The 25,557-nt window shown below is 43.9% G+C and carries 23 protein-coding genes; 8 read left to right on the top strand and 15 right to left on the bottom strand.

Annotated elements, in window-relative coordinates:
- Positions 1-178: 178 nt before the first annotated feature.
- The 6 genes from WB308_RS07520 to WB308_RS07495 all read left to right on the top strand — a co-directional run bounded on the left by WB308_RS07520 (position 179) and on the right by WB308_RS07495 (position 6,685).
- Positions 179-1,300 (top strand): bifunctional 2-C-methyl-D-erythritol 4-phosphate cytidylyltransferase/2-C-methyl-D-erythritol 2,4-cyclodiphosphate synthase, encoded by a 1,122-nt coding sequence (locus tag WB308_RS07520; RefSeq protein ID WP_424190520.1) that lies wholly within the window; start codon positions 179-181, stop codon positions 1,298-1,300.
- Positions 1,297-2,184, top strand: a complete 888-nt coding sequence (locus WB308_RS07515) for a hypothetical protein (protein ID WP_424190518.1) — start codon at positions 1,297-1,299, stop codon at positions 2,182-2,184. The genes WB308_RS07520 and WB308_RS07515 overlap by 4 nt, the downstream gene beginning before the upstream one ends.
- A complete protein-coding gene (locus tag WB308_RS07510; protein ID WP_424190516.1) occupies positions 2,162-3,352 on the top strand; it encodes a sulfate adenylyltransferase in 1,191 nt (396 codons plus the stop codon). The genes WB308_RS07515 and WB308_RS07510 overlap by 23 nt, the downstream gene beginning before the upstream one ends.
- A gap of 13 nt (positions 3,353-3,365) precedes the next feature.
- Positions 3,366-3,875, top strand: coding sequence for a phosphatidylglycerophosphatase A family protein (locus WB308_RS07505; protein WP_424190514.1), 510 nt, complete (start codon positions 3,366-3,368; stop codon positions 3,873-3,875).
- 75 nt (positions 3,876-3,950) lie between these two features.
- Positions 3,951-6,008, top strand: a complete 2,058-nt coding sequence (locus WB308_RS07500; protein ID WP_424190512.1) for a cation:proton antiporter — start codon at positions 3,951-3,953, stop codon at positions 6,006-6,008.
- Positions 6,005-6,685, top strand: a complete 681-nt coding sequence (locus tag WB308_RS07495; RefSeq protein WP_424190510.1) for a response regulator — start codon at positions 6,005-6,007, stop codon at positions 6,683-6,685. Before WB308_RS07500 ends, WB308_RS07495 begins: the two co-directional genes overlap by 4 nt.
- 15 nt (positions 6,686-6,700) lie before the next feature.
- Here WB308_RS07495 and WB308_RS07490 read toward each other — a convergent pair whose 3' ends face one another.
- From WB308_RS07490 to WB308_RS07435, 12 genes are all read right to left on the bottom strand, one after another.
- On the bottom strand, positions 6,701-8,509 hold the full coding sequence (locus tag WB308_RS07490; protein WP_424190508.1) for a diguanylate cyclase: 1,809 nt from the start codon (positions 8,507-8,509) through the stop codon (positions 6,701-6,703).
- Between the two features lie 163 nt (positions 8,510-8,672).
- Positions 8,673-10,481 (bottom strand): diguanylate cyclase, encoded by a 1,809-nt coding sequence (locus WB308_RS07485; RefSeq protein ID WP_424190505.1) that lies wholly within the window; start codon positions 10,479-10,481, stop codon positions 8,673-8,675.
- Between the two features lie 25 nt (positions 10,482-10,506).
- A complete protein-coding gene (locus WB308_RS07480; RefSeq protein ID WP_424190503.1) occupies positions 10,507-11,001 on the bottom strand; it encodes a hypothetical protein in 495 nt (164 codons plus the stop codon).
- A gap of 3 nt (positions 11,002-11,004) precedes the next feature.
- Entirely contained in the window at positions 11,005-11,442 is a 438-nt protein-coding gene (locus WB308_RS07475; RefSeq protein ID WP_424190501.1) for a hypothetical protein, read from the bottom strand.
- Positions 11,439-12,536: a 4Fe-4S binding protein gene (locus WB308_RS07470; RefSeq protein WP_424190499.1), complete on the bottom strand. Its 1,098-nt coding sequence runs from the start codon at positions 12,534-12,536 to the stop codon at positions 11,439-11,441. The genes WB308_RS07475 and WB308_RS07470 overlap by 4 nt, the downstream gene beginning before the upstream one ends.
- Entirely contained in the window at positions 12,533-13,150 is a 618-nt protein-coding gene (locus WB308_RS07465; RefSeq protein WP_424190497.1) for a TorD/DmsD family molecular chaperone, read from the bottom strand. Before WB308_RS07465 ends, WB308_RS07470 begins: the two co-directional genes overlap by 4 nt.
- An 88-nt stretch (positions 13,151-13,238) precedes the next feature.
- A complete protein-coding gene (locus WB308_RS07460) occupies positions 13,239-16,628 on the bottom strand; it encodes a molybdopterin-dependent oxidoreductase (protein ID WP_424190532.1) in 3,390 nt (1,129 codons plus the stop codon).
- 15 nt (positions 16,629-16,643) lie between these two features.
- The gene (gene nrfD / locus WB308_RS07455; protein WP_424190495.1) at positions 16,644-17,549 is read right to left on the bottom strand and encodes an NrfD/PsrC family molybdoenzyme membrane anchor subunit; all 906 of its coding nucleotides are present in this window, start codon (positions 17,547-17,549) and stop codon (positions 16,644-16,646) included.
- Complete coding sequence (locus WB308_RS07450; RefSeq protein ID WP_424190493.1) at positions 17,549-18,187, bottom strand: 4Fe-4S dicluster domain-containing protein; 639 nt, start codon at positions 18,185-18,187, stop codon at positions 17,549-17,551. The genes nrfD and WB308_RS07450 overlap by 1 nt, the downstream gene beginning before the upstream one ends.
- A gap of 335 nt (positions 18,188-18,522) precedes the next feature.
- Positions 18,523-19,812: a histidinol dehydrogenase gene (gene hisD, locus WB308_RS07445; protein WP_424190491.1), complete on the bottom strand. Its 1,290-nt coding sequence runs from the start codon at positions 19,810-19,812 to the stop codon at positions 18,523-18,525.
- Between the two features lie 13 nt (positions 19,813-19,825).
- Positions 19,826-20,239: a DUF255 domain-containing protein gene (locus tag WB308_RS07440; RefSeq protein WP_424190489.1), complete on the bottom strand. Its 414-nt coding sequence runs from the start codon at positions 20,237-20,239 to the stop codon at positions 19,826-19,828.
- Positions 20,240-20,241: 2 nt separating this feature from the next.
- The gene (locus tag WB308_RS07435) at positions 20,242-20,748 is read right to left on the bottom strand and encodes a shikimate kinase (RefSeq protein WP_424190487.1); all 507 of its coding nucleotides are present in this window, start codon (positions 20,746-20,748) and stop codon (positions 20,242-20,244) included.
- Between the two features lie 116 nt (positions 20,749-20,864).
- On the opposite strand from WB308_RS07435, the gene WB308_RS07430 reads away from it, so the two are divergent.
- Complete coding sequence (locus WB308_RS07430; protein ID WP_424190485.1) at positions 20,865-21,119, top strand: cupin domain-containing protein; 255 nt, start codon at positions 20,865-20,867, stop codon at positions 21,117-21,119.
- Here WB308_RS07430 and WB308_RS07425 read toward each other — a convergent pair.
- On the bottom strand, positions 21,109-22,695 hold the full coding sequence (locus WB308_RS07425) for a methyl-accepting chemotaxis protein (RefSeq protein WP_424190483.1): 1,587 nt from the start codon (positions 22,693-22,695) through the stop codon (positions 21,109-21,111). The two genes, WB308_RS07430 and WB308_RS07425, sit on opposite strands and share 11 nt — an antisense overlap.
- A gap of 28 nt (positions 22,696-22,723) precedes the next feature.
- Positions 22,724-24,097 (bottom strand): M23 family metallopeptidase, encoded by a 1,374-nt coding sequence (locus WB308_RS07420; protein WP_424190530.1) that lies wholly within the window; start codon positions 24,095-24,097, stop codon positions 22,724-22,726.
- Positions 24,098-24,179: 82 nt separating this feature from the next.
- On the opposite strand from WB308_RS07420, the gene fbaA reads away from it, so the two are divergent.
- Positions 24,180-25,262 carry a class II fructose-bisphosphate aldolase gene (gene fbaA, locus WB308_RS07415; RefSeq protein WP_424190481.1) on the top strand — a complete coding sequence of 361 codons (1,083 nt, stop codon included), beginning with the start codon at positions 24,180-24,182 and terminating at the stop codon, positions 25,260-25,262.
- 64 nt (positions 25,263-25,326) lie between these two features.
- Here fbaA and WB308_RS07410 read toward each other — a convergent pair.
- On the bottom strand, positions 25,327-25,557 hold a 231-nt coding region (locus WB308_RS07410), incomplete at its 5' end, for a type II toxin-antitoxin system RelE family toxin (protein WP_424190479.1).

The following is a 25,557-nucleotide window of genomic DNA, read 5'->3' as shown; positions in this document are numbered from 1 at the left end:
TATAAATAAGACCCCCTAAAAGGGTCGTATCTGTTTCAATGTAGATGAAAAATTTCAAGAGGATTTAGGAAAAGAATCGCTCAACCCTCTTGATATATTCTATAATTTATCGAAAACAAGATAAAAAAAAGCTTTTTAAGTGTATAATTTCGTAACAGTTTTCAAAATAGGATACATTTTGTCTGATTTGACCCTTGTTTTGCTTGCCGCAGGTAACTCAACCCGTTTTAATGTGCCAGTCAAAAAACAATGGCTCCGTATTGGACATGATCCTTTATGGCTTTATGTTACAAACCGTATCAAAGAGTCTCTGCCGGATGCCGATATTATTTTGTCCGCGCATAAAGATGAAATCCCCTTTATTACCCCTTTGTGTGATTGTACCGTCGTTGCGGGAGGCGAGACTCGCCAACAATCGCTTAAAAATGCCCTCAAAGACGTAAAAACCCCTTACGTCATGGTAACCGACATTGCCCGTGCCTGCATCGATCCCGACCTCATCGCTCGTCTCATTGCGCATAAAGAGCTTGCCGATACCATTGTCCCTGCCCTAGACGTTCACGATACCGTTGTCTATGGGGATGAAACCATTGAACGCGAACGGGTCAAACGGATTCAGACCCCACAGCTTTCCCGCACCGCGGTATTACGTCGCGCATTAGAAACCGATACCGAATATACCGATGAAAGCAGTGCCGTCGTCGCATCCGGAGGAACACGTTATTTTATCCAGGGCGATACCCGCGCCGCTAAAATAACCCATGCAGGAGACACTGCTTCACTCGCGTGTCTCGCATCTCCTTCACCGTTCACCTTTACCGGGAATGGGTTTGATGTACACCCCTTTGAAGAAGGGAAGCCTATGGTTCTTGGCGGAGTGGAAATTGACAGCCCTTTCGGTTTTAGGGCCCATAGCGATGGAGACGTTGCGATCCATGCTCTCATTGACGCATTACTCGGAGCAGCCTGTTTAGGAGATATCGGAATGCTCTTCCCCGATGCTGACGAGTCCTATAAAAATATCGATTCAAAATACCTTTTGGCGAAATGTGTTGAAAAGCTCCACCATTTCGGATTTGTCATCCTGCACGCCGATATTACTATTATTGCCCAAACGCCGAAAATTTCCCCCTATAAAGATAAAATGCGGCTTACTCTCGCCTCTTACCTTCATATCCCTGCCGCTCGTGTCAATGTCAAAGCAACTACGACCGAGCATCTTGGATTTATCGGCCGCCGTGAAGGAGTTGCCGTAAGTGCAACCGCATCAGTACACTATTTTGATTGGAAACATGGATGAACATACTCATTATCGAAAATGAAATTTACTTGGCGCAAAGTATCGCATCTAAGCTCAGCGACCTAAGTCACAACTGCGATATCTCCAGTTCCACCAAAGAAGGGCTCCGAGGGATCCCTTACGATGTCATCCTCCTCTCGACGAATATCAGCGGACAAGACATTTATCCGGTGATTGAGGCGTATAAAAATGCCGTCGTTATTTTGATGGTCAGCTATGTCAGTAACGATACCGTATCCAAACCTCTCGCTGCCGGAGCCAAAGATTACATCCTCAAACCATTTATGATCGAGGAGCTGATTCGTAAAATCCAACATTTTCAAAATCATGAGCGTCTTCGCCGTCAGAATCAAACGTATGAGCGTTATCTTTCCCATACCTTTAATTCGATCAATGTTGATGAAGATTTGGACAAAATCGAGCTTCCCCTCTTTATTTGCAGCGGGTATCAAAAATATGCCGATGCCTTTGCCTTTCGATACGCAGCTCATCACGATAAACCGCTCCAATTCATCTCACTCTCGTCGGCTAAAGCCTTTAGTGATATTGCAGCATTTGGTGATGACTCCATCCTTTTTATCACCGATTTTCAAAATCTCAAAAAAAATGAGCATAAAGCCTTTTATGAACTGATTGCCACAAAAAAGTGTATCGTAGCAAGTACGGACCCGATCGATAATCCTCCGTTTAAACTGATCGAAATCGAAAGTGAAAGTCATCTTTTTGATCAAGGGGAGATTTTGCCGATTGAAGAGTATGTCAAATATATCATGATCCACTTCCAAAATCGATTTCCGGATACGGAACTCTCAAAAAAGCTCGGCATTTCACGCAAAAGTTTATGGGAAAAGAGAAAGAAATATGGCATCGTCAAGAAAAAATAGAGCGCTCTATATTGACCAAGAGGCGGTATCCGCCCTTACTCTCCTCAAAGCGGGGATGCTCAGTCCCGTAACGGCACTGATGAATGAACAGCAGAGCAAAGAAGTCCTTACCAGTGGAATGTTTCTCGGTAAAACATTCCCTTTTCCCCTTATCCTCTCCCCCAGCGGAAATGTAAACGAGACCATTCTGACTACCGCATACAAAGGTGAAATGCTTGACCTTGTTTGTGACGGTATGATCATCGGAGAACTTTGTGTTGATGAAGTGTACCCTATCGATCCGCGTGAACGGTTGCGTCAAATTTACGGTACCGAAGATCTTTCTCATCCCGGCGTCAGCGCGACACACAAACGGCTAGGAAAATACGCTATTTGCGGAGACTATACTATTGATCTTTCCCCTGTCCAATCGATTCAGGAAATGATCAATCAAGCCAAAGAGCAAATCGGTGCTCAATATACGACGGCTTTGTTTATGGCCGCAAACCCCCTTCATCGTGCCCATGAGCGTCTTATCCGCCAAAGTTTAGAACGTACCGATCTGATTGTCATTTTTCTCCTTAAGCCGTACAATAACTCTGATTTGAAATATGATCTTCGTTTTGAGACGTTGAAGTTCTTTGTCGATAACTATCTTCCGCATAATCGTGTCGTCATTGTTCCACTGGAAAGCAGTTATATTTTTGCGGGAAGCAATGAGGTCATTCTGGATGCGATTGTCGCTAAAAATTACGGATGCGACCGTCTCATGATCGGACAAAATCATGCCGGAATCGGTATGTATTATGACCATAACGCCAATAAATCAATCTTAGACCGTTTAGTCGGAATCGATATCGAAGTAGGCATTTCCAGCGAATACGTTTACTGTAACCAATGCAAAACACTGGTGAGCGTCCAAACCTGTCCGCATGGCCATCATCACCATATCTCCTATCATGCCGAATCCATTTTGGAACTGATGCAGCAGGGGCTTTTACCTCCAGCTGTTTTGGTTCGAAAAGAGATATCTGCCATGATCGTTGCATCACTTTATCCCAATCGATTTAAAAATCTCTCCAAACTCTATTACGATATTATGCCTGTAAACGGTCTACTCGAAGAGCATACCGAAAAAGATTTTTATATTGCATTGATGCGGCTCTACCAGACTACATCATTAACATGATAAAAGGAAACGAATGAATTGGTTTTTTCTCACCGTCGGATACAGCGGTCTTTTCCCCAAAGCCCCCGGAACGATGGGTACCCTCGCATCCCTCCCATTAGGGCTTGCCATTCTCTTGTATTTTGGCCCTCAAACTCTTTTTCTCGCCGCATTGCTGATCACGCTAATCGCGATTAAAAGTATCAACGCTTATGAAGCCGCATCCAACAACCATGATGACCAAAGAATTGTTATTGATGAACTCGTTGGTTTGTGGTTTGCCCTCTCGATCGCTCCTGGTATCGGATTTGATATGGCAGCATTGATGCAATGGGAGAATGGAATTGCTTTTCAAATTATCCTTAGTTTCCTCTTTTTCCGATTCTACGATATCAAGAAACCCTCGATCATCGGTCGAATCGATCGGGAAGCCAAAGGGGGACTTGGCGTGATGGGAGATGATATTATCGCAGGATTTGCCGCCGGTATCACTTCCGCAATACTTTGGCAAATTGTATTAATAAGTGGGTTAATCAGTCAATGACTCTGATTAGCTCTACATTAAGAGCACATTTTTAAATTGATACTTTCCTGACACGATCTACGCTACACTTTCCGCATGAAAAAGACACTTTTAATCTATGTGGCATTGATCCTTTTCTTCGGGATCGCCATTGCGGGAATTCTCCATTACGGCAGTTTGTTAGAAAACCCTCTATTCTCTGAGGCCATAGCCCCTTCGATACCGACAACGATCAGTGATACCTTTCTCAAGCAGCTCCACCATCCTCTCCCCTTGTTGCTAATCCAGTTTATCGTTATCATGATCGTCACACGGCTGTTTGGCTATCTGGTCTCCTTTGTCGCTCAGCCGACGGTCGTGGGTGAGATTTTGGCGGGTATTATCCTCGGACCGTCGTTGTTAGGGGCTTTGTTTCCCGATCTGTTCACAACACTCTTTCCCAAAGAGTCACTCGGCAATCTCCATCTCATCAGTCAGCTCGGGTTAATCTTTTTTATGTTTGTCGTGGGGATGGAACTGGATTTCGATAAAATGAAAAAACAATCGAGCGCTTCGGTATTTATCAGTCATGTCAGTATCATCTTCCCCTTTTTCTTAGGGGTGGCGTTAGCCTACTGGCTCTATCCGATCTTCGCCCCTAAAAACATCACCTTTATCCCTTTTGCCCTTTTTATCGGTATCGCGATGAGCATTACCGCATTTCCCGTACTGGCTCGGATTATCAAAGAGAAAAACCTCAGTGACACCCGTTACGGGTCGATGGCAATCACCTGCGCCGCCGCCGATGATATTACGGCATGGTATATTTTAGCTCTGATTATCGCCTTTTCCATTTCAGGATCACTCGCTTCTTCCTTCGTTTTATTACTCCTGATCGCCTTGTATGTGATGGTCATGTTTTATGGTGTGCGTCCCCTCCTAGCCAAAATCGGACAGGCTCAGAGTGAACGGCTCAGTATGAACGGGATGTCGTTTATTATCGTCTTGCTCCTTCTCTCGTCTCTTGCCACCGAGGCGATCGGGGTACATGCGCTGTTCGGTGCATTTATGGCGGGGGCGATGATGCCCTCATCAGCAGTGTCGAGACTCAAAGAACTCATTGCACCGCGTTTGGAATACGTCAGCCTTTTGGTATTATTGCCCCTCTTTTTCGCCCTGACGGGATTGCGCAGTGAAATCGGTTTACTCAACAGCGCGGATGCATGGCTGATCTGCGGAGGAATCATCGTAATTGCGGTGTTCGGTAAACTGTTCGGAAGTGCCCTAGCCTCTAAATACATGGGATTTAGCTGGCGAGACTCGTTTGCTCTGGGGATACTCATGAACACACGGGGGCTGATGGAGCTGGTAGTCCTCAATATCGGATATGAGATGGGGATACTCTCCACAGAACTTTTTACGATGTTTGTCGTTATGGCGCTCGTCACAACCATCATGACGGGCCCGATTTTGGGGCTGATAACTAATGGGTTTAAAGAGAACAAAGTCGTCGAAACGATGCAAAAAAGTTTGATCGATCTCCTCTCTCACGAACTGCGAACTCCGCTCACCCTGATACGGGGAGCCGCCGGTAATCTATCCAATCCGCAATTCACCCTCGAAGAGAAAGATAAAAGTGAGATGATTCAAACCATCGTCGAGGGGTCACGCCGTATGGAAAAAGTGATCGATAATCTGCTGGTCAATGCACGGTTTCGCGAAGGAAAAACACCTCTGAATAAAACGATGCTTAGACTGGATGATGTAGTCTCTTCGGCACTAGCCATCGCTGAGAATGATTGGAAACGACAGGCTAAACTCACCTTTTCACCCGATATCCCCCCCCTCAGCGCCGATATCGCCTTACTTCATCTCGCCATAGGCAATCTGCTCGATAACGCGTTTAAATACGGTGACGAGGTGAGTGTGGAAATCACCTCGGCATTTAATGAAATCACTTTGCTGATCTGCAACAACGGAGATCTCCCCTCAGCCGATACGATCGCCACCCTCGGGAATACTCCCGGTCGCCTCGATAATTCCGAAGGCAAACCGGGTTCAGGGATCGGGTTGCGGCTCTCACAAAACATCATCGAAGTACATGGCGGAACGTTAGCTATCACATTGGAAAATGACCGGTTTTGCGTTCGTGTAACGCTTCGGAGCGAATCATGACACCGCGTATTTTGATCGTGGATGATGATGCCTCTATACGTCGGTTATTGGCAATGACCTTAGCCTTTGCGGGATTTATAACGGAGACAGCATCAACAGCGAAAGAGGGATTGAAAAAAGGAGCCGATGAGCATTTTCATTTGATTTTGCTCGATTTGGGATTACCCGATATGAGCGGTGTGAAATTTTTGGAGCGCTATCGTGAAGATGAACAAACTCCCGTCATTGTTGTCTCTGCAATCCATGATGAGTTTGATAAAATAGCCGCCCTTAATGCCGGAGCCGATGACTATGTCACCAAACCGTTCAACACCGATGAACTCATCGCCCGCATCAACGCAAACCTGCGCCGTGTCCCTCCCGCACAAGAGAGATCTCCGATTTTAATCATTGGAGAAATGCGTATGGATATTGCCAATCGCATTGTAACGATAGCGGATGAGCTCATCAAATTGACCCCAAAAGAGTTTAAACTCCTCCGCGTTTTTATGGAGAATCAGGGAAAAGCCCTCACCCATTCTTGGCTGCTTAAAGCGATCTGGGGAGTCGGGTATCAGCAGGAAACACATTATTTACGTGTTTTTATCAATCAACTCCGTCAAAAGATCGAAACCGATCCTGCCCGTCCGAAATGGATCATCACAGAGACGGGAGTCGGATATCGCTTTGTCGGATAACAAATTATCAGCCTCTTAAGCCATCACCCGATTACGCCCGCTGTGTTTTGCTCTATAGAGTTTCTCGTCAGCCCGATGCAATAAATCATCCGCTTCTTCAATGCCGTTGAATTCAGCTACACCGATTGAACAGGTTAAGCTACCAACCGTATCAAAAGGATTTATTTCGATACGCTGCCGTAATGCCTCTGCCATTTTAATGGCGGAGGGCAAAGGGGTATCCGGAAGAAGGATGATAAATTCCTCCCCGCCCCACCGAGCCACAACATCACTTTGACGAATTTGCTTCCGCAGCAGATCACTGAAGACTTTTAGAACTTCATCCCCTACCAAATGGCCAAACGTATCGTTGACCGATTTAAAATGGTCAATATCGAGTAAAAGAATAGAAAACGACCGTTGATATCGCCGAGCAACCTCTATCGAATGTCCCAAAATTTTGTCAAATTCAAAGCGATTGGATATTTGAGTCAGTCGATCCAATGTTGCTAAATTGTTGAGATTCGTAATGTCATTAAATACGACAACATAGCGCAGGGCATCTTCGTATTCCATCATCTGCACATCGATAATAAAGGTGGACGTTTTGCCGCTAACGGTCATTCTCGCTCGATGTTCCCGTTCTTTATGGGCTAAAATGTATTCGGTCCATCTCAGCCCTTCCATCTCCGGCTGGAGATAGGTTTCCGTTTCCGCTGTTTCAAATAAGTCGCATATACATTGGTGATTTTTACGAAATTCATCGAGGGAGCGGTAATGGAAATAATCAAAAAAAGCATTGTTTGCATAAATAATTTTCCCATTATCCATGACAACAATCATATTTTTTTGAGAATTCAAAATAGTAGACGTATACGCCTCCTGATAGACCATTTTTTTCGTCATACGTTTAAACACATATTCAATAATCCCTAATAATATTAGAATTATCAAAAGAGTCACTATCAAACTCTCCAAAATAACCTCAGTTATCTCTAAATACCCTCTTGAAATATCATTGAAACACAAAAACAACCCAATCGGTTTTCCGTCATTACTAACCAGATTGATAGGGATCACATCGTAATCTTTCCCATTATAATGAACAATGCGCTGATTTAATGCAGGGTTCTCTTTGACAAACTCTTCAATTAAGGGTTTCTGGGAGGGGCTTAAATGCGAAAATCGGTATCCGCTGTATTGGGTTTGATATTTCTCATTATTAGCCGCGGCCATGCGACTTTCATGAATCATGAAAAGGGTTTCCATTTTCGTAGTCTGGATCAGTTTACTGATAATTGTATCGGGATCAAGCCCAAATTCAAGTGCACCGATATACCTGTTTTTATCCATTAATGGTACCACTATGCGATACGCAATACCTTCGATCCCCCCCTCAAATCCGGTATGTACAGTTTGTGTTCTATGTGTCCTTTTTAAAAGTGGACGACGTGAAGCAATATCGTCACCGAAGATCTCTTTTCGATGCATTCGAAGTATGGATTTTCCATCCGGAGCATGAAACTGCATAACGATTAGATGGGGATTTTCTTCCCGAAGGGTCGTATACCGGCTAAAAGAAAGGTCATAAAGTTTCTGCGGATCACGTGCAATCATCGCTTCCTTCACCCCTGGAGAACGGAGGTTGGCGTAAGCTCGATAAATATAAAAATTTTCTAAATCCTTTCGGATAGAATCGTATACACTCTTAATATTTTGAGACGAATCAAGAGCTTTCTCTTGTGCTATTTTCTCTTGATGGTAGAGAAAATACATTGTTAAAATCGTTGAAACCGCAAGGATGAGTAATGTTATCGATAATTGTATACGTCTTTTGAAACTCATGAATTCTCATTTTCCAAATCTTAGATAACCGGATCCAATATTCTTTGTGTTTCTCTTATTTTATCCATATTTATGCCAAATAGTATTTTTAAAGGTGAAAAAATTTTAAAAAAACGTCATAAAGTCAAATTTTTCCCATTCATCATCCTAAAATCAGGATTTCTTAACAAACAACACAGTTCCTTCCACTCTCTTTGGCTAGATAGAGTTTTTCATCAACACGCTTCAGAAAATGATCCGAACTTTCTCCCTGATTCCATTGAACTACACCAATTGAACATGTCACTTGGATAATGGGCTTAAAATCACTCTCAGCAATTTTAAGTCGAAGGGTTTCTGCCAACTTCTCCGCCGCTGATAATTCACTGTCGGGGAGTAAAATGACAAACTCTTCCCCTCCCCAACGGGCTACGATATCGCTTTTACGAATCCCTTTTGTTAAAATGTGCGCTAGTTTTTTCAAGACCTCATCACCGATTAAATGTCCATACGTGTCATTCACCTCTTTAAAATGATCGATGTCAATTAACATCATCGATAGAGCACGTCCATAACGTTGAGAGAGGGTAATGGAATGCTCTAATACTTTATCAAATTGAAAGCGGTTTGCAACCTGGGTCAGCACATCCTGTGTCGCCAGTTCATTGAGTTTGGTAATGTCCGTGAAAACAACGACATGGCGTATTTGATCGTCATAGGTCATCTTTTGTGAATTAACCGTGAAAATGGACGTTTTTCCCGCTACACACATTTTTACTTTGTGTTCCAAAGAACTGTAGCGTAACAAATACTCCGTCCACAACATTCCATCCATGTTCGATTGTAAATATTCATTGGATTCGCCCGACTCGAAAAAATCACAAATACATGAATGTTCAGAGAGAAAGTTATCCAGTGTTGCGTATCCGAAATAATCAAAAAAAGCGAGATTTGCATAAATAATTTTTTTGCCGTCGGTTACTACAACAATATTTTTCTGAGAGTTTAAAATGGTTTTAATATAGCGTTCTTGCAAATTTAATTTTCCGATTAATGAACCAAAAGCATATTCGAAAAGGCTCCAAAATAAGATGAGTAAAATTGCCGTCAAAACAATACTGCCAACCACCGCTTCGACACTGTTTTGATATCCTCCGGTCACATCATTAATACATATGACTGCTCCAACTTTTTTCCCTTCCGAATCATGTAAAAAAAGAGGGTTGATTTCGTAATCTTTGCTGTCAATCCGAATATTTTTGGATTCCATCCTCGGATTTTTATCCATAAAAGCCCGCATATAACCCTTTTGCCCTTCCGTAATGGAAGCGTAGCGATATTCACCTATCCCTTCTGCATACTGTGATTTATCGGCTGCACCCAATACATTTTCATGAATGAGTAAAATACTTTCCGATCCGGTAATTTGCTTGATTTTATCTACAAAAAATGGCGTATCTATACCAAATTCTAAAGCACCCACGTACTCCTCTTTATCGAAAACAGGCATGATAATACGAAATGCTATCCCACCGACCCCCCCTTCGAAACCGCTGACCATTTTACGGGTCGAGTGAACGGCTCGAAGCATTGGACGACGCAAAGCGATATTATCTCCGAACTGCTCTTTGCGGTGCATACGCAAAATTGAGCGCCCATCAGACGCATGAAATTGCATAATGGATAATAAGGGATTTTCTTCGTGTAAGGTTTTGTATCGAGGGAGAGTTAAGCGGTAAAGGGTTTCGGTATCACGCTTTTTGATCGCTTCGATAACCCCTTCTGAGCGGACATTGGCATACGCTCGAAAGGTGTAAAAATGTTCGGTATCTCTCACCATCGAATCGAACGCCATTTTCACATTTTCAGAAGAACGCTCAGAACGTTCAGACGCATAACGTCTCTCATTTGAAATATGAAAAAAGGTAAATGTAGAGGATACGGCAATAACAACCAGGGCAATAATCAGTTGTGCACGAAGTTTAAAACTCATATTACCCCTTCGTCTTGAGATAACGTTAAACCATCATCGGCTCATCCGTCGGTTCAATCTCTTCAAAATCATTAACGATCTGATCCAACATTTTTTGTGTCTTTTTTATTTTATCTATATTTTCATCAAATAGTACTTTTGAAGCAGGGAATGCCTCCGAGAGCTCTTGATAAATGAGGATTCGTCCCCCGAAATGGCGATTAAATTCATCAAAAGCTGATTGTAAATATGTTTTTGATGTCGTATGACGGAAAAGGGCTTTGATCATTTTTTTACGCTCTTTAATTGGGATCGATTCATCGATCGCTTCAGCTACCCGTTTGATATCCAGGCGTGAAAAATAGACACCGCTGTGATACGGTGCTAACAGTTTATCCGCCAATTCATCGACAAAGCTTGGAACCGGTTCATTGTCCGGGTCGTTTTCTTGATGTTCGGGTTCACACGTTCCACTATCGCATTTTTCCCGTACAAATGCATCAAATTCGGCTTTTAAATCGCTAAAATCGTTTGCTTTCATTTTTTATTCTCCTGTAGTTAAATCGTAAAAATAGTGACACATGGAACGCATCGCGACATCATCCACAAAATCGTCTCTATCCGCATAGCGTTCTAATGCTCTCGTCATAATCAGATCACCGATCAATTTTCCCTCACGTATCATAATACAATCGCAATAGCCGTTCTCTTGGGCTATTTCGGAGGCTTCATCCACCAAAGAGAGAGCCTCTTCTTGATATTCACACGATATGACAGCACCACTTAGCTTGGAGCTGCGCATTTGTGATATTGTAAAGGCAACATCATCGAGGCGGATATTCATCGGGATCATCATTGCATCAATCCCGTTCTCTTTATAAAGCTTATTCAGAGTGACTGAGAAGCGACTGCTATGCGCATTTTCGGCAATATAGCCATAAAGTTTTGTAGCCGTTGTAATACTATTATCATTGTTCATCATTTATTCAATCCCCACAATTCCAATGCTTCTTCCTCTTCGTTCCGACAGCGGCGACAAATCTTTTCCCCTCCGACCGAGCTAAAAAGAGCGTCACATTCATCGCATCTACGTACCGAAAAGGTAATAAGATTCTGAACTTTCGGTTCAAACCACTCTGTAAGATTATACGAAGTCGATAAACTAAGCGCATCACTCTCACACACGTCATGACAGAGATGACATTTAACACATAAAAAGGGGTCAAAATCGATCTTCGAATTACGCATATCAGAGGTTAATGCTGCCGTAGGACAAATACGATAACACATTTGACAAGCAGTACATTTACTCTCATCCATGATTTTCTGAGATGTAAAAGCTATCATCTGAGCATCTACAACATGAAACTGTGATGGTTTCTCTGCCCTTTTCAATGCCGTAAAAAAGAGTTTTCGTCGATCGGTGATTTTTTTCGCCCTAAGTTCTTGCGTATGAGAGCTGTCAATGATCGCTTCAACAAATTCATCGGTGGTGCTTTGTATCTCTTTTTCAAAATCGTGCCGAGCTTTTGCAATCCCTCTTAGATGAAAGGTTTTAAAAAAATCTCTCCGATCTTTAGGCTCTTCCATCTCTCCACTACTGTAGGCGATTTCTTCACTCACGACTCTGCTCTCAACCTCTATTGCTTCGAGTAGATAATTAGCACTCTGAATTCGCTCATCCATCACTTCCAGTACTTTATGACCGATATCGCAATTGCTGCAATGTCCGGTATCCAGAACCAACCCTTGTTTAAGACTGCACAACGAGATTAAATGCTCGACTGAGAGAGCGGCGATGCACGGAACATTCTTTTGGCACGATACCCAATCTCCCTCTTCTGATGCAAAACTAAAGAAAAACTCCGTCGGACTAAAATCATCCAACGCTAATGCTTCACTCGGACATACCGCTACACATCCTGCACAACCGACACAAAGGGAGTGATTGATAGAAGGGAGTCGTCCCGATAAAGTAATAGCCTGTGTCGGGCAAATATCCGCACAGTGAGAACAAATCGAATTGACACTCAGTGCTCGGACGCATCGTGCCGGTGATAGCTGTAAAAGACTCACGCTGCTACCAAAGCACTCAATGTTTCGTTATCGGAGAGGATAAATTCCAATGCCATTTCTGCCGTATCGTAATAAAGTGGAGTACGTGACTCATATTTCATATTGATCAGATACATCGGTGCCCATTTTAATAAATGGGAATTTAAAAAATTATGCTGAACATTGATCAGTTCTTGTACTGCTTCATGATCGGATTCTTCGAATGCTTTCAGCTGTGCTTCACACAAATGGTGCATAAACTCCATCTCAATACCGATGTGATCGGATGATACGACACGAGCTACTTCATAATCGACTAAAAAATCATACGCACTGTAAATATCAGTAACCGGATTAGCTCCACCGGTCTCGATCATTTGATCAGGGCGCGTGTAAAAGGTCTCATAGGGGACCAAATGCAACAGTGAGAGGTTGGTAAAATCAGGATTCAAATACTCTTCCAAAAGCTTTTGTGCTTCAGTCCCTTTACGTGGTTCCCAGTCTCTCCAGTGTGGCATAAACTCTAACACTGTTTCGTCACTTCGGAGTATTTCTAAACGCTCTACATCCAACTCTTGGAGTAATATTCGTGATAATAACGCATATAAATTACTGCGTGCGATAATTTCATCCATTCAAATGACCTTTAATAAAGTAGCGTGATTGTAGCTTATACGGCTGAAAAGCGCATAAGGAGGGTAAGTTATAAGGGGGTATCAAGTCTTACGACTTGATACTTACATCGTATACCGATGGGTCGAGGTTGACCCATGGACGTTTGATATGGCGAGGACGTCGAAGGGTTGAATTTGAATCCAACCCGCGAGACAATTGATCTCTCCATGCTTGATACACTTTGAGGTTATTGTCGTAGTTTACGAAAATATCCCCGATTTTATCACCCGCTTGTGCCGGTTCAAGAAGAACTTTATGGTGCCAGCAGTGCATACCGGATACTGGGTCTGGATGAGGAGCTGCAACGGCATTTTGCCATGAACCGGAGAGTCCATCCCACCATACGTTACCGGAGTCACGATTATACTCACCGAAACGCTCTGTGTGGAAAGGTTTAATCCCCTCAACGTATTTGAGTTTACCCACTTTTCCATCCATTTGGATCTCGGCAACCGGAACCCCAAAGCTGTTAAGACCCGTTGTCCCTTCATAGTCGTCGATAATGGATTGAGCACCATCTTTACCGACATTCACCGGAGATTCTTTTAGGAACTCTTTGTTCCCCAAATCACGCGGTGCAGCACCCGGTGCTACTTTACCATCGGTTACGCCGTTTGGAATCGTAACCGCATTGGTAAGTTTCCAACGTCCGCCATGGTGTGAACACGCTAGTGTTCCCGGAAGGACACCCTCCGTCGGAACCGCCATCGCGACGAAATGGCCGCTCTCGAGTCCTGAAACGGTATCCACGATTTTCACGCGGATAGCATCGCCACGCTTGAATCCAAGACGTTTTGCATCTCCCGTACTGATCCAGATCGGGTCATGGTTTTGACTGATCTCCATCAAATGTTTCGAGTTTGCCGAACGGGTATGAATATTATATGGCAAACGGAAAACGGTGTTCAACGCAAACGAGTTCTCCTCTTTCATATACATGTGATTGACATGCGATACGATATGAACCATCTCCGCTTTCTCCTCATCATTACGAGGGTAGAACGGCATAGCGTACTCTCTCCACTTCCAATCGGTTGCCCATTGGGTAAAGAATTCGAGTTTTTTGGTCAGAGTTGCAAACCCTTCCATTTTTTTACCGTCGATCTCAACACCAATGCTTTTTTCTTTGCCATGATGATCGAGGGCTTTGATAATTCCACCCGCACCGACGCTCATCGATCCAGCATCAAATTTATGGCCGTGTGAAATGACTTCACCCTCTTCAAATTTGAGCTCACGTTCCATCGCATGGTAGATTTTATCCTCTTCCATCCAGACACCGTGATCACGAAGATAGGAGTAAACCGGGAACTCATCATTTATATAGCGTGGATCATTGGTTGCCGTCTCTTTAAGTTTTGGCAAATTATCCCCAAACGCCGCATCGTACCACTCGGAAATAGTAACCGGTTTGCCCGGATGACGTTTAGATTCCCACATTTTTTTTATTCCTAGGCTTCCGTCCGGATCGATAAAATCAGTACAGAGTTGGAACCAAAACTCATTCTCTTCCCATACTTCACCTAAACCCGCTTTAATGTGGGCTTCGAGGGTAGCACGGGCAGGATTTTTCGCTTTCCATCCCGATTTTTCCAAAGCTACACGTAATACCGGCTGACGGAATGTTGTCCATCGTGCCGGGAAGGTCGCTTCAGAGTGTTGGTCATGGCGTTCACCCGCGAGACCGACAGGAAGAACATAGTCCATATACCAGTTGGTCTCTGACCATACTGGAGAAAGGTTCATCGTAAGTTCCATGATTTCTTCGTTTTTCAACACTTCGATCCAACGGAAACCGTCCGGATTGATCCAGACCGGATTGTACATACGAGGGATATAAACCGCAAGCTTACTCGGCACCGTCAATCCACGATCATTCCATTTTTTCTGCCACTCTTTATCTGTAAGGAGATGCGGAAGAAGATAGGACATTTCATATGTTGACAACGGCCATTCTGGTGGCCATGTAAGCTCATTGTAGGCTTGAACTTTCGGTACATCTGCACCGGAAACTCCTTGTCCTACCGTAGCGCTTCCACCCTTACCTGAGACAGAAATAACGTGCCAGTGATGAAAGAAAGTTCCCCCCTCTGTTCCGATAGCTCCGCGAAGACCGATTGCGAAATACGCCGCACGTCCAGACATCCAACCACCACGGTTACCCGCAGCTGTTGCACGCCAGATATAGGTAGAGATTGCATCCCCCGCCCAAATAAACATATCGTAAAGCTGTTCAAGTTTGTACGCCGGTACATGCGTCTCTTTCACCGTATAATCAAGGGTATACGGTGAATACATATCTTTAAGAAGTTCAAGATAGCTCTCAAAATCACTTCCGGCAGGAAGCTTGCTAATTTGCCCTTTTTCAACCATAAAATTCAGATGCTCGGAATCGTTCATCAACGTTTCCCAGTTGAACCATTTTTTGACGAATTTTTTATCGACCATATTTTCATTCAAAATACGGTTGGCCAAATAGAGATAAATCGCCGCTTCGGTTCCCGGCCATGCCGCGATCCAAAGATCGGACATCCCCGCAGAGTTTGACATACGAGGGTCCATAACGACCATCTTCGCACCTTTTTTGCGAGCATCGGCAATAAAGGCTGCCGATTGTGCAAAATAGTGTCCTGCATCCGCAGCGTGAGAAGAGTTCAAGAAAATGAGTTTTGCATTTGCCCAGTCTGGACTCGTACGGTCATCGTTTGCTGTCCAAATGGTCGGTGTACGCCCGTTTGACGAACAGATATTGGTATGGGAGTTGTACGAATCAAGCCCCAATGTTTCCCATACTTGTGGAACAAATCCATTCTCATTCGGGCGACCGACATGGTACATGACCGATTTTTTAGAGAGGAGATCCCCTTTGCGAATCGTATCCCCCATCTTTTTACCGATGGTGGACATCGCTTCATCCCATGTCGTACGGATCCATTTACCCTCTCCGCGCTTAGAACCCGGAGCACGTTTCAATGGAAACGGGATACGATCCGGATCGTACATTTGCGATTGAACCGCATACCCTTTGGCACAGTTGCGTCCGCGTGAACCCGGGTGAAGGGGATTCCCCATGTATTTTTTAACCGTGAAGGTTTTTTTGTCAATCCAAGCCGTCAAACCGCAAGAAGCTTCACAGTTCGAACATGCTGTCGGAACGATCATGTAATCATTGACATAGATACCATCCGGATTCTCTTCGCTCTGTACACCATGACGATCGATACCGCCGCGCTTCCAGTCTACACCGTCAAGCTCTTGAAACTGATTCCACTGATCCAACGGTGGATAAAATGAAAGGCTGTCCGGAGTATTGGTGAATTTACTTTGCTTAACTGACTCAGCCGCAGCATCCGTTGAAAATACACCCTTTGCGATAGCGGCACCCGCTACTGTAAGCGCGGTCCCTTTTAAAAATGTTCTTCTACTTTCTAAATACATCATGATTAATCCTCTTTAGCTCATTGGTAACAATTGTGGAATAACGAGCCAAACGTGTTTGCTCACCCACAAACCGATCAATGCTGACACTGCAGCAATTTTCAGTAAATAGTACGACTGATTTTTAATACTCAAGCATACAAGGATCATCGGTACGATAAACGCCATCACCTGACCGATCCAGAACATGATTGTGTATTCGCCCCCTTTGATATAATGGAGAACCGCTGCAACCTCTTCCGCTTTCATCGGTCCAAAAATGATTTCTGCCATATAAAGGATAAATGCTGCTGCTGCCGCAAGCCCTAGAACAACTGCTAAATCTTTTTTAACGTCATTGGAAAATTTGTTTCCGCCGAGAAGAATCATGGTTGCCGAACCTGCCAACAATGCTGCCAAAATCATTTGTGCCGATTCCGTCGGCATTTGCCACAACTCACGTGCCGTTGACTGCGCCATTAGCCCCGCAGTATACAAAGTGACCGGAACAGCAAGAACTACTGTCCATCCAAGTAACTTGTCATACATCTCTTTATCTTTTCTAGGGTGCATATAAATGAAATATGCCATAGCTAATAAAAGACCCACAAATACTGTTGCCATCCATGCACCGATCGTAATCGCCGATGTCAAATGCGGATAAAAGAAAATGTGCCAGAAGCGGAACATTTGATGTAAATCGATGACTGTAAAGAACAAGAAAATATGGATAAATACGATGGAGACGACTACAGCCGGAAATCGGATAAATCCGGTTTGTTCCGGATGTTTTTTCAATAGATAAAAAGTAAGAAAAATAATACCGGTACCGATACTTTTTGCCCACATATTCATCGTAATAATCCAGCCCCAAACGATACTCGGAAGAGCAACGTCAAGCGTTACTATTGCATTTGTTGCAGCAATCATTTCATGTGCCATTAGTGGTGCCCTCCTACTGGGAGATGAGTAAGATTGTTGAATAGGTTATGACCTTCACCACGGAATGATGCCAAAGGATTTAAGGTTACATTACCGCCGCCGACATAATAGTGGTGTGGATCTGTCCCTTTTTCCGGTTTACGTACTTGAACATTTCCTTGGTGCGATTGAATGTATTTACTGATGTTCGACATCGGATCATCCAAATCCCCAAAAATATTTGCTTCTACCGGACAAGCAACAACACACGATGGCATCATTGCACTTGCAATACGGTGTGCACAGTAGGTACATTTGTCGGCTGTTTGCGTTTGCGGATCGATGTAAATAGCTCCGTAAGGACATGCCATAACACACCCCGCACATCCGATACAACGCTCTTTATCAATGTTGACGATACCGTTCTCAAGATAGTGCAATGCACTTACCGGACAAATACGTTCACACGGTGCATTCGCACAATGGTTACAACGAAGCGGCGTAAATGTCCGCTTAGTCTCCGGGAATGTCCCTACATCAACATATTTGACACGTAGACGCCATGTACTAAGCGGAACTTCATTCTCCACTTTACAGGCGATCTCACAGCCCTTACACCCCATACAAAGGCGAAGGTCTACCAAGAAACCTAATTGCATATATTCTCCTTATTCCTAATTCACGTGAGCGCCATTCATGTCATAAGCAACATGAATAATCTTAATTTGTTGCCGTGATTACAGGCATTTAACGGCATTTCTGCTGGGTTGATAGTAGCCAAATAAGGTTTAACTAAAACTAAAAGGCAACTCATTTTTGCTATAACTTTTTGATATGTAACCATTTGGAAATCTTTCCCGCACAGGGAAATAAATAAAAATTGAAGAGCTTAATTTAACTTCTCCCGTATCCGAAAGATACGGGTAGCTTTAGGCGGTTGCAAGGGAGATTTGTCCCTGCCACTGTAGGGACTTTGTTCCTGCAGTGCATTACATTAATCGAGTCGGCAGCGAACCGATGCTTCATGTGCACCCAGCCCTTCCGTATGGGCGATAAGGGCACATGCTTCGCCAATTTCATTGATTGCTTGACGGGAAAATGAGATGATGGAGGATTTTTTCATAAAGTTCTCAACCCCAAGCGGTGAGTAAAACTTCGCTGTCCCACCCGTAGGGAGGGTATGGTTCGGCCCTGCAACATAATCACCGATCGCTTCAGGGGTATAGTGCCCCAAAAATATTGCCCCCGCATGTTTAATGGAGGGGAGAAGGGCAAATGGGTTGTCCGTTGCCACTTCGAGATGTTCGGGGGCGATCTCATTCATCAAACGTACTGCCTCTTCCATCGTTTCGGTGACAATGATCGCCGCACGCTCCTCAATCGATTTACGAGCGATCTCTTCACGGGGAAGTTTTTTCAGCCAATTTTCGATCTCGACTGCACAAGCATCCGCAAATTTTTGTGACGGGGTAATCAATATAGAGCTTGCCATCTCATCATGTTCTGCCTGGGAGAGTAAATCGATCGCGATATGAACCGGATTAGCCGAATCGTCCGCCAAGACCCCGATCTCACTCGGACCTGCGATCATATCGATATTTACCTCACCGAAGACCATTTTTTTCGCGGTAGCAACAAAAATATTCCCCGGTCCGGTAATGACGTCCACTTTAGGGATCGTTGCCGTACCGTACGCCATTGCAGCGATGGCACTCGCGCCGCCTACTTTGAACACCTCACTCACCCCACACAAATGGCATGCCGCCAAAAGAAGTTCATTCGGTTCATTATCAGGAGTCGGCGTAGTAACAACAATATGTTCTACTCCTGCCACTTGTGCCGGGATAACGTTCATCAGCAGTGAACTCGGATACGCTGCTTTCCCCCCGGGGATATAAAGCCCAGCGCGATCGACCGGAGTCACTTTTTGTCCTAAAATCGTTCCGTTCGCTTCGGTATCGAACCAACTTTTAGGAAGCTGCTTTTCGTGGTAAACCCGGATTCGATCATAGGCTAAATGCAACGAGGCTTTAAGGGCCGGGTCCAATGCCTCATACGCTCTTTTCATTTCCCCTGCATCAATGTGCAAATCGGCTCCGCTTGAGGGATTCCATCGATCGAATTTGGCAATATGGCGTATCAATGCCGCATCGTCTTCCAAACGAATCTCATCAATCAGTCCTTTAACAATTGAGGATACGTGTTCCATATCCATCTTTCCGCGCCCTAAAAGTTCGCTGAAAACGATATTGAAATTGGGTTCATTGGTATGAATAAGGGTCATAAACTATCCTTTTTTACTTTTGCGTCGCGCTTTTTTTATACTCTTGTTTAACAATATCAAGTGCTTTTAAAAAATCATCACTCTCAACCGCACCCATAATCGGTTCAAACATCGGTGATTTGCCTTTGATAAACCACGTTGCGGGTGTCCCGCGTGTCATCAACGATTGGGGAACCGTTCCTGCGTCTACCACTCCTTCATAGGCAACAAAATCGCGATTCAATATTCCGACGATTTTGGGCTCTTTAAGGGTTTTTTCCTTTAAAACATCACACCATCTGCATCCGTTTTTCGTTACAAGAACCATTAGCGGTTTTTGCTCCTTCACAGCTCGTTCAACCGCGGCAGAGAGCTCTTTTTCCCATTTAACATCCGCACCCAATAAAGAAAGTGCTGAAAGCAGCGCTATAAAAACGATTTTTACCATACTTATTTTACCTTTTTGAGGATCTCTTTGGCGATATCACTGATCTCTTTACCACTCACATCAATAATCATATCAGCCGCTTTTTTATAGAGTCCGGAACGTTCTTCATAAAGGTTCCGGGCTTTTTCGATGTCCTGAAACAAAGGGCGCTTACGCAGCTTTTTTTTGGCATCAGGATGCGCCAAAATCCGGTTGTAAATGGTATCGAACGGGGCAGAAAGATAGACCACCGTTCCGATTTTGGAAAGATTCGGTACTTTAAAAAAACCGCCCCCCGTCGAGATCAGCGTCCCTTTGACCTCTTTTTGAAGCCATTGAGCAACTTTACGCTCCAATGCGCGAAAGTACTCTTCTCCCTCTTCGGCAAAGATTTTTTTGATGCGGCGATTTTCCATGCTCTCGATAATGTCATCCGTATCCAGCGCAACCAAATCTGATTGTTTGACAATCTCACGTGCGATTGAACCTTTTCCGACACCCATAAAACCGATTAGAACGATGTTTTTCATGAATTCTCTACTCTTGGTTTATAATGGCGTAATCATATCATGCGTTAACTTAGGAGTGCTTCTTGATCCCCATTAACAACCTATATTGCCAAAACGAGCCGACAGAAAACACAGAAATGTTTACAACCCTTTTTCAAAACGATTCTCTTAAAATCGAATCGATCCGATCCTGGCTTAAAACACCCGGAGAAATGTACGATCAAGCGCAAGATGAGTGGGTAATCCTTTTAAACGGAGAAGCTGAACTTGAAATTAATACTCTTCACGTGACCCTTCGGTCCGGAGATTATTGCTTGATCCCAAAACATACCCTTCACCGGGTACGATCAACCTCGCAAAACGCACTTTGGCTGACCGTCTTTAGCTCTTAAATTCATTGATGCGGGCAGAAAGGGATTGTGCCACGTGCACCAACTGTTTGGAATCGTTCTGAATGTATTCTACACTTTTTCGATTCGATTCAGAGACAACATTAATCTGTGAAATTTTTTCAATGATCCATTCAATGTGTCCGACAACTTCAATCGAGTCGTTATAGGAACGTTCAGCTACGGCCACGGAACGTTCCATCTCTGAAGAAGTCGCCGAAATTTTCTCTTCGACTTCATTGGAAATCAGTGTCAGTTCATTCATATTTTTGGCATTCTCTCCCATCTTGTCGCTCACATCATTAATCGCTTGGACAATCGTACCGACACTGATTTCGATTTCACTCAAACTTTTTTGGGTTCGCTCAGCCAACTTTCGTACCTCATCGGCAACAACTGCAAACCCGCGTCCATGTTCACCGGCACGAGCCGCTTCAATCGCGGCATTGAGAGCTAAAAGGTTCGTTTGATCGGCGATATCTTTAATAACGCCCAATACATTTTTAACTTGATCTGCGTCATTGCGAAGTGAAACCAGCTGCGACGACATTTCATGCTCTGTTTCGATATATCCTTCCACTTCCCCTACCAACCTGGAGAGTGCATCTTTCGCTGTTACCAGTTCTCCATTGGCATTCGCAACATTTCGTTGCGTTTGTTCCGATATCGCAATGGCTTCAGACAATATCGCTTTGATGGAATGACTTTTTTGTGTTGTCGCTTCAACAATGAGTCGTTCCTGCTCTACCCCCTCAGAAATCGTTCGGGTTGCATCGGTAATCGTCGTCGCAATCATCGAGTTTTGACGTCCTAGATCTTTGACTTCATTAACCGTCTCTTGTACCATCGAGACAAAGTTATTCACAGCCAATGCAGCTTCGGAAAATTCATCTTTTTTGGTCACTTCAAGACGTTTGGTTAAATCTTTATCTCCGCTCACCAATGCACCGATACGATTACGGAGTCCTTCAAGAGGGTTCAAAACCTCTCTGCCAAAGAAAATATTCAATACGGAAACAAAGACGATGACAACAATACTCAAAGCTATCAGCAAGATCGTTTCAGTTTTACTAATTTCGGCATCATTTTTTTCCAATGAGATCACCAGATCCATCACTCCTAAAACATCTCCGCTTTGAACGTTGGTATGACACGCAAGACATCGATCTTCTGCAATGAGCGGCTGGAGTAGGCGAATCGTGTGCATGCCATTTGTATTTTCAATCACTTGAGGCTGTTGATTCTTAAAAATTTCACGGATTAACGGCTCATCGGTAAATTTGGCATCCGGCGCAAGCAGATCGATCACGGCTTGGGATTTTTCCACTTTTAACCCTTCAATCCCTTCGATTTTTTGGGCTTTTGCGATCGCTTCGGCTACTACAGCCGGATCTCCGGCCAACATACTTCCGGTCAGTGTTTGAAAAATCGATTGACTGAGCATAGTGAGAGAGCGTTTGGCCGTCTCATTCGAAAAATCGTGAAAGGTAGTTGTTAAATACCAATAAATCGCCCCTAATCCCATAAAGCTGAAAAGCAACGTCGAAAAAATTATTTTAGATTTGACCGTATTGAACATATTAAAACCCTTGTTAAAATCTGTGGAATTATTGTACCGTATATCGGTCCCCTTTACGCGGCGAAAGTACAATTCCTTGAAGCGTTTGCATTTTAATTGGCAAATTCATTGGCCGGCGCATCGAAATCGGATCAACTTTGCTGACACTAAAATGCAGATGCGGACCGCTACTGTATCCCGTATTTCCTGAGTAACCAATGAGATCGCCTTTAACAACTTTTTGTCCGATTTTTGCAACAGCTCCTCCTTGCTTTAAATGGTAGTAATTTCCCATGGTCCCATCACTATGTTCAATAATCACGTAATTGGCATATTTACGATATTCCGGACTTGCACCGCCATAATTACTGCTCCCGTCCGCTCCTACGACTGTCCCCTCGCGCGCTGCATAAATCGGTGTTCCTACCGGAACCGGAAAATCGACCGCATACGCCGAGAGCCCTTTATGCGATGTATCCCCATGGTAGCCTTGAGAAACATTGACGTTACTCCCTTTATAAAAAGGAAGTTTATAGAGATAATCATCTTGATGAACCGCAAAAGCAGAACCTCTTACCCATCCATATGAGGAGCGATAATCGACTCTTGCTGCAGATGAGAGGCGAGAGAGCTCTAACACTTTTTTTTTACTTCTTCCGGGGACTTCGATAAACAAAGGGAGTCTGGCAGAAGGTTTAAGATTACTAAGCGACTCGAAATCGATACTCAATGTCACTCTATAGGGGTTGAGATTTTCTACTTCAAACTCGTATCCCCCCGCCCCATTGGATTCGGAACTTAAAATGACACTGTTTCGTGAACCGATTTGTGCCGTTTTTTTAACACCGGAGACTTCCGAACGTTTTAAAATACGTAAATGTTCTTCATATGCCTGCTCTTGCTCAATGGCGATTTGGATGCTTTTTTGCTCCAAAGCCTGCTCATCACAGAGGGCTTCGATACTTTTAATAGAGTGATTGGGATAGTTTTTTCGGTAAAACGCGATCACTTCAGAACGGATTCGGGGATGATAGAGTGGGTCCATGGGAGCCGAGATCAGCGCTTCGAAACTTTTTTTGTCTGACTGATCCATTGCTGCATTTAACGATTTGCGATAAAGGATATCAATCGCCTCTTTCGTTCGTGACAACTCCCTCAATTCTTTCAGATAGACGTCCAAAAGCTCTTTATCAACCTCTTTTGCAGCGCCGAGCTCTTTGCCGATACTCAAAGTTACATCAACACGGCTCAAAAAATTTCGTAATATATTTTTATTGGGTTCCATTACCGGTGCTTGACTCAATTTTTCAATTGAGACCGTACTTTTTTGAAGCGGTTCGGCAAGCGGCTCGAACAGGAGCGGTGAAGAGGATGCGCCAAACACTATCCCGTATCCAAGCAAAAGTAAAAAACCAAAACGCACCAATACAATTCCCCTTTTTTTTAATTCTATCATTATTGCTCTAAGGATATAATATCGTCTATTTTAACTGTGGGGTAAAGTGATGTCCGTAAACATTTTAGAAGTGATGAAGCCGGGAGTGATTTTTGGTGATGATGTTCAAAAACTTTTTGAAATTGCCAAGCAAGAGGGATTTGCACTTCCTGCGGTCAATGTCGTAGGAACCGATTCCATTAATGCTGTTTTAGAAGCGGCAAAACTGGTAAACTCTCCTGTTATTATCCAGTTTTCCAATGGCGGAGCCAGCTATTATGCGGGAAAAGGGCTCAGCAACGAAAATGAAAAAGCGGCCATTGCCGGTGCCATCAGCGGAGCTATACATACACACATGATGGCGGAAGCATATGGAATTCCGGTTATCTTGCACACCGACCATGCGGCACGCCATCTATTGCCTTGGATCGATGCCCTGCTCGATGCGGGAGAAAAACACTTTGCCGAACATGGTAAACCCCTCTTTAGCTCTCACATGCTCGATCTCTCCGAAGAGTCTCTCGAAGAAAACGTCGCAACCTGTGTTCAGTATATGAAACGTATGGATAAAATCGGGATGACACTGGAGATCGAACTCGGTGTTACCGGAGGAGAAGAAGACGGTGTCGATAACACCAACATCGATAACGCCCTCCTTTACACCCAACCCGAAGAGGTTGCCTACGCTTACGAAAAATTAAGCGCCGTGAGCAACCGCTTTACGATCGCTGCATCCTTCGGAAATGTACACGGTGTCTATAAACCGGGGAATGTCGTCCTGACTCCTATTATTTTAAATAATTCTCAAAAATACATCCAAGAGAAATTCAAAACCGCTTCCGCTAAACCCGTCAACTTCGTTTTCCATGGCGGTTCAGGCTCAAGTCTCGAAGAGATCCGTGAAGCGATCAGCTACGGCGTCATCAAAATGAACATCGATACCGATACCCAATGGGCAACCTGGGAAGGGGTCAAAGATTATTACGAGAAATACAAAGATTATCTCCAAGGACAAATCGGAAACCCAGAAGGGGAAGACAAACCGAATAAAAAATATTATGATCCGCGTAAATGGCTCCGTGACGGACAAAAGACATTAGTCAATCGTGTAAAAGTAGCGTTTGAAGATTTAAACGCAATCGATAGAAATTAACTCGATTCTCTCTTCTTCTCGTCATCCCGTATCAAGTACGGGATCCCCGCTCTCCGAGTGGTACTCAATAAACCTCTTTCCGATGCCCGATACGGATGATCGTAATAAGAATTTTTTCTTCTGTAATCCGAAAAATCACTCTATAATCTCGCACCCGTAAACGGAATTTTCCGCTGTATTCCCCTTTTAATGCTTTGATATTGTTTTTGAGCCTATCGGGATCGGTTGCGAGCAAAATTATTTTTTCTTTGAGTTGTTTTTGGATGACACGATCCAACTGCGAAAGCTCTTTTTT

It is taken from the genome of Sulfuricurvum sp. (assembly GCF_049587615.1).
In the GTDB taxonomy this organism is placed as follows: domain Bacteria; phylum Campylobacterota; class Campylobacteria; order Campylobacterales; family Sulfurimonadaceae; genus Sulfuricurvum.
Note: the sequence above shows the minus strand (reverse complement) of the source record. Positions and strands in the feature narration are given on the sequence as shown.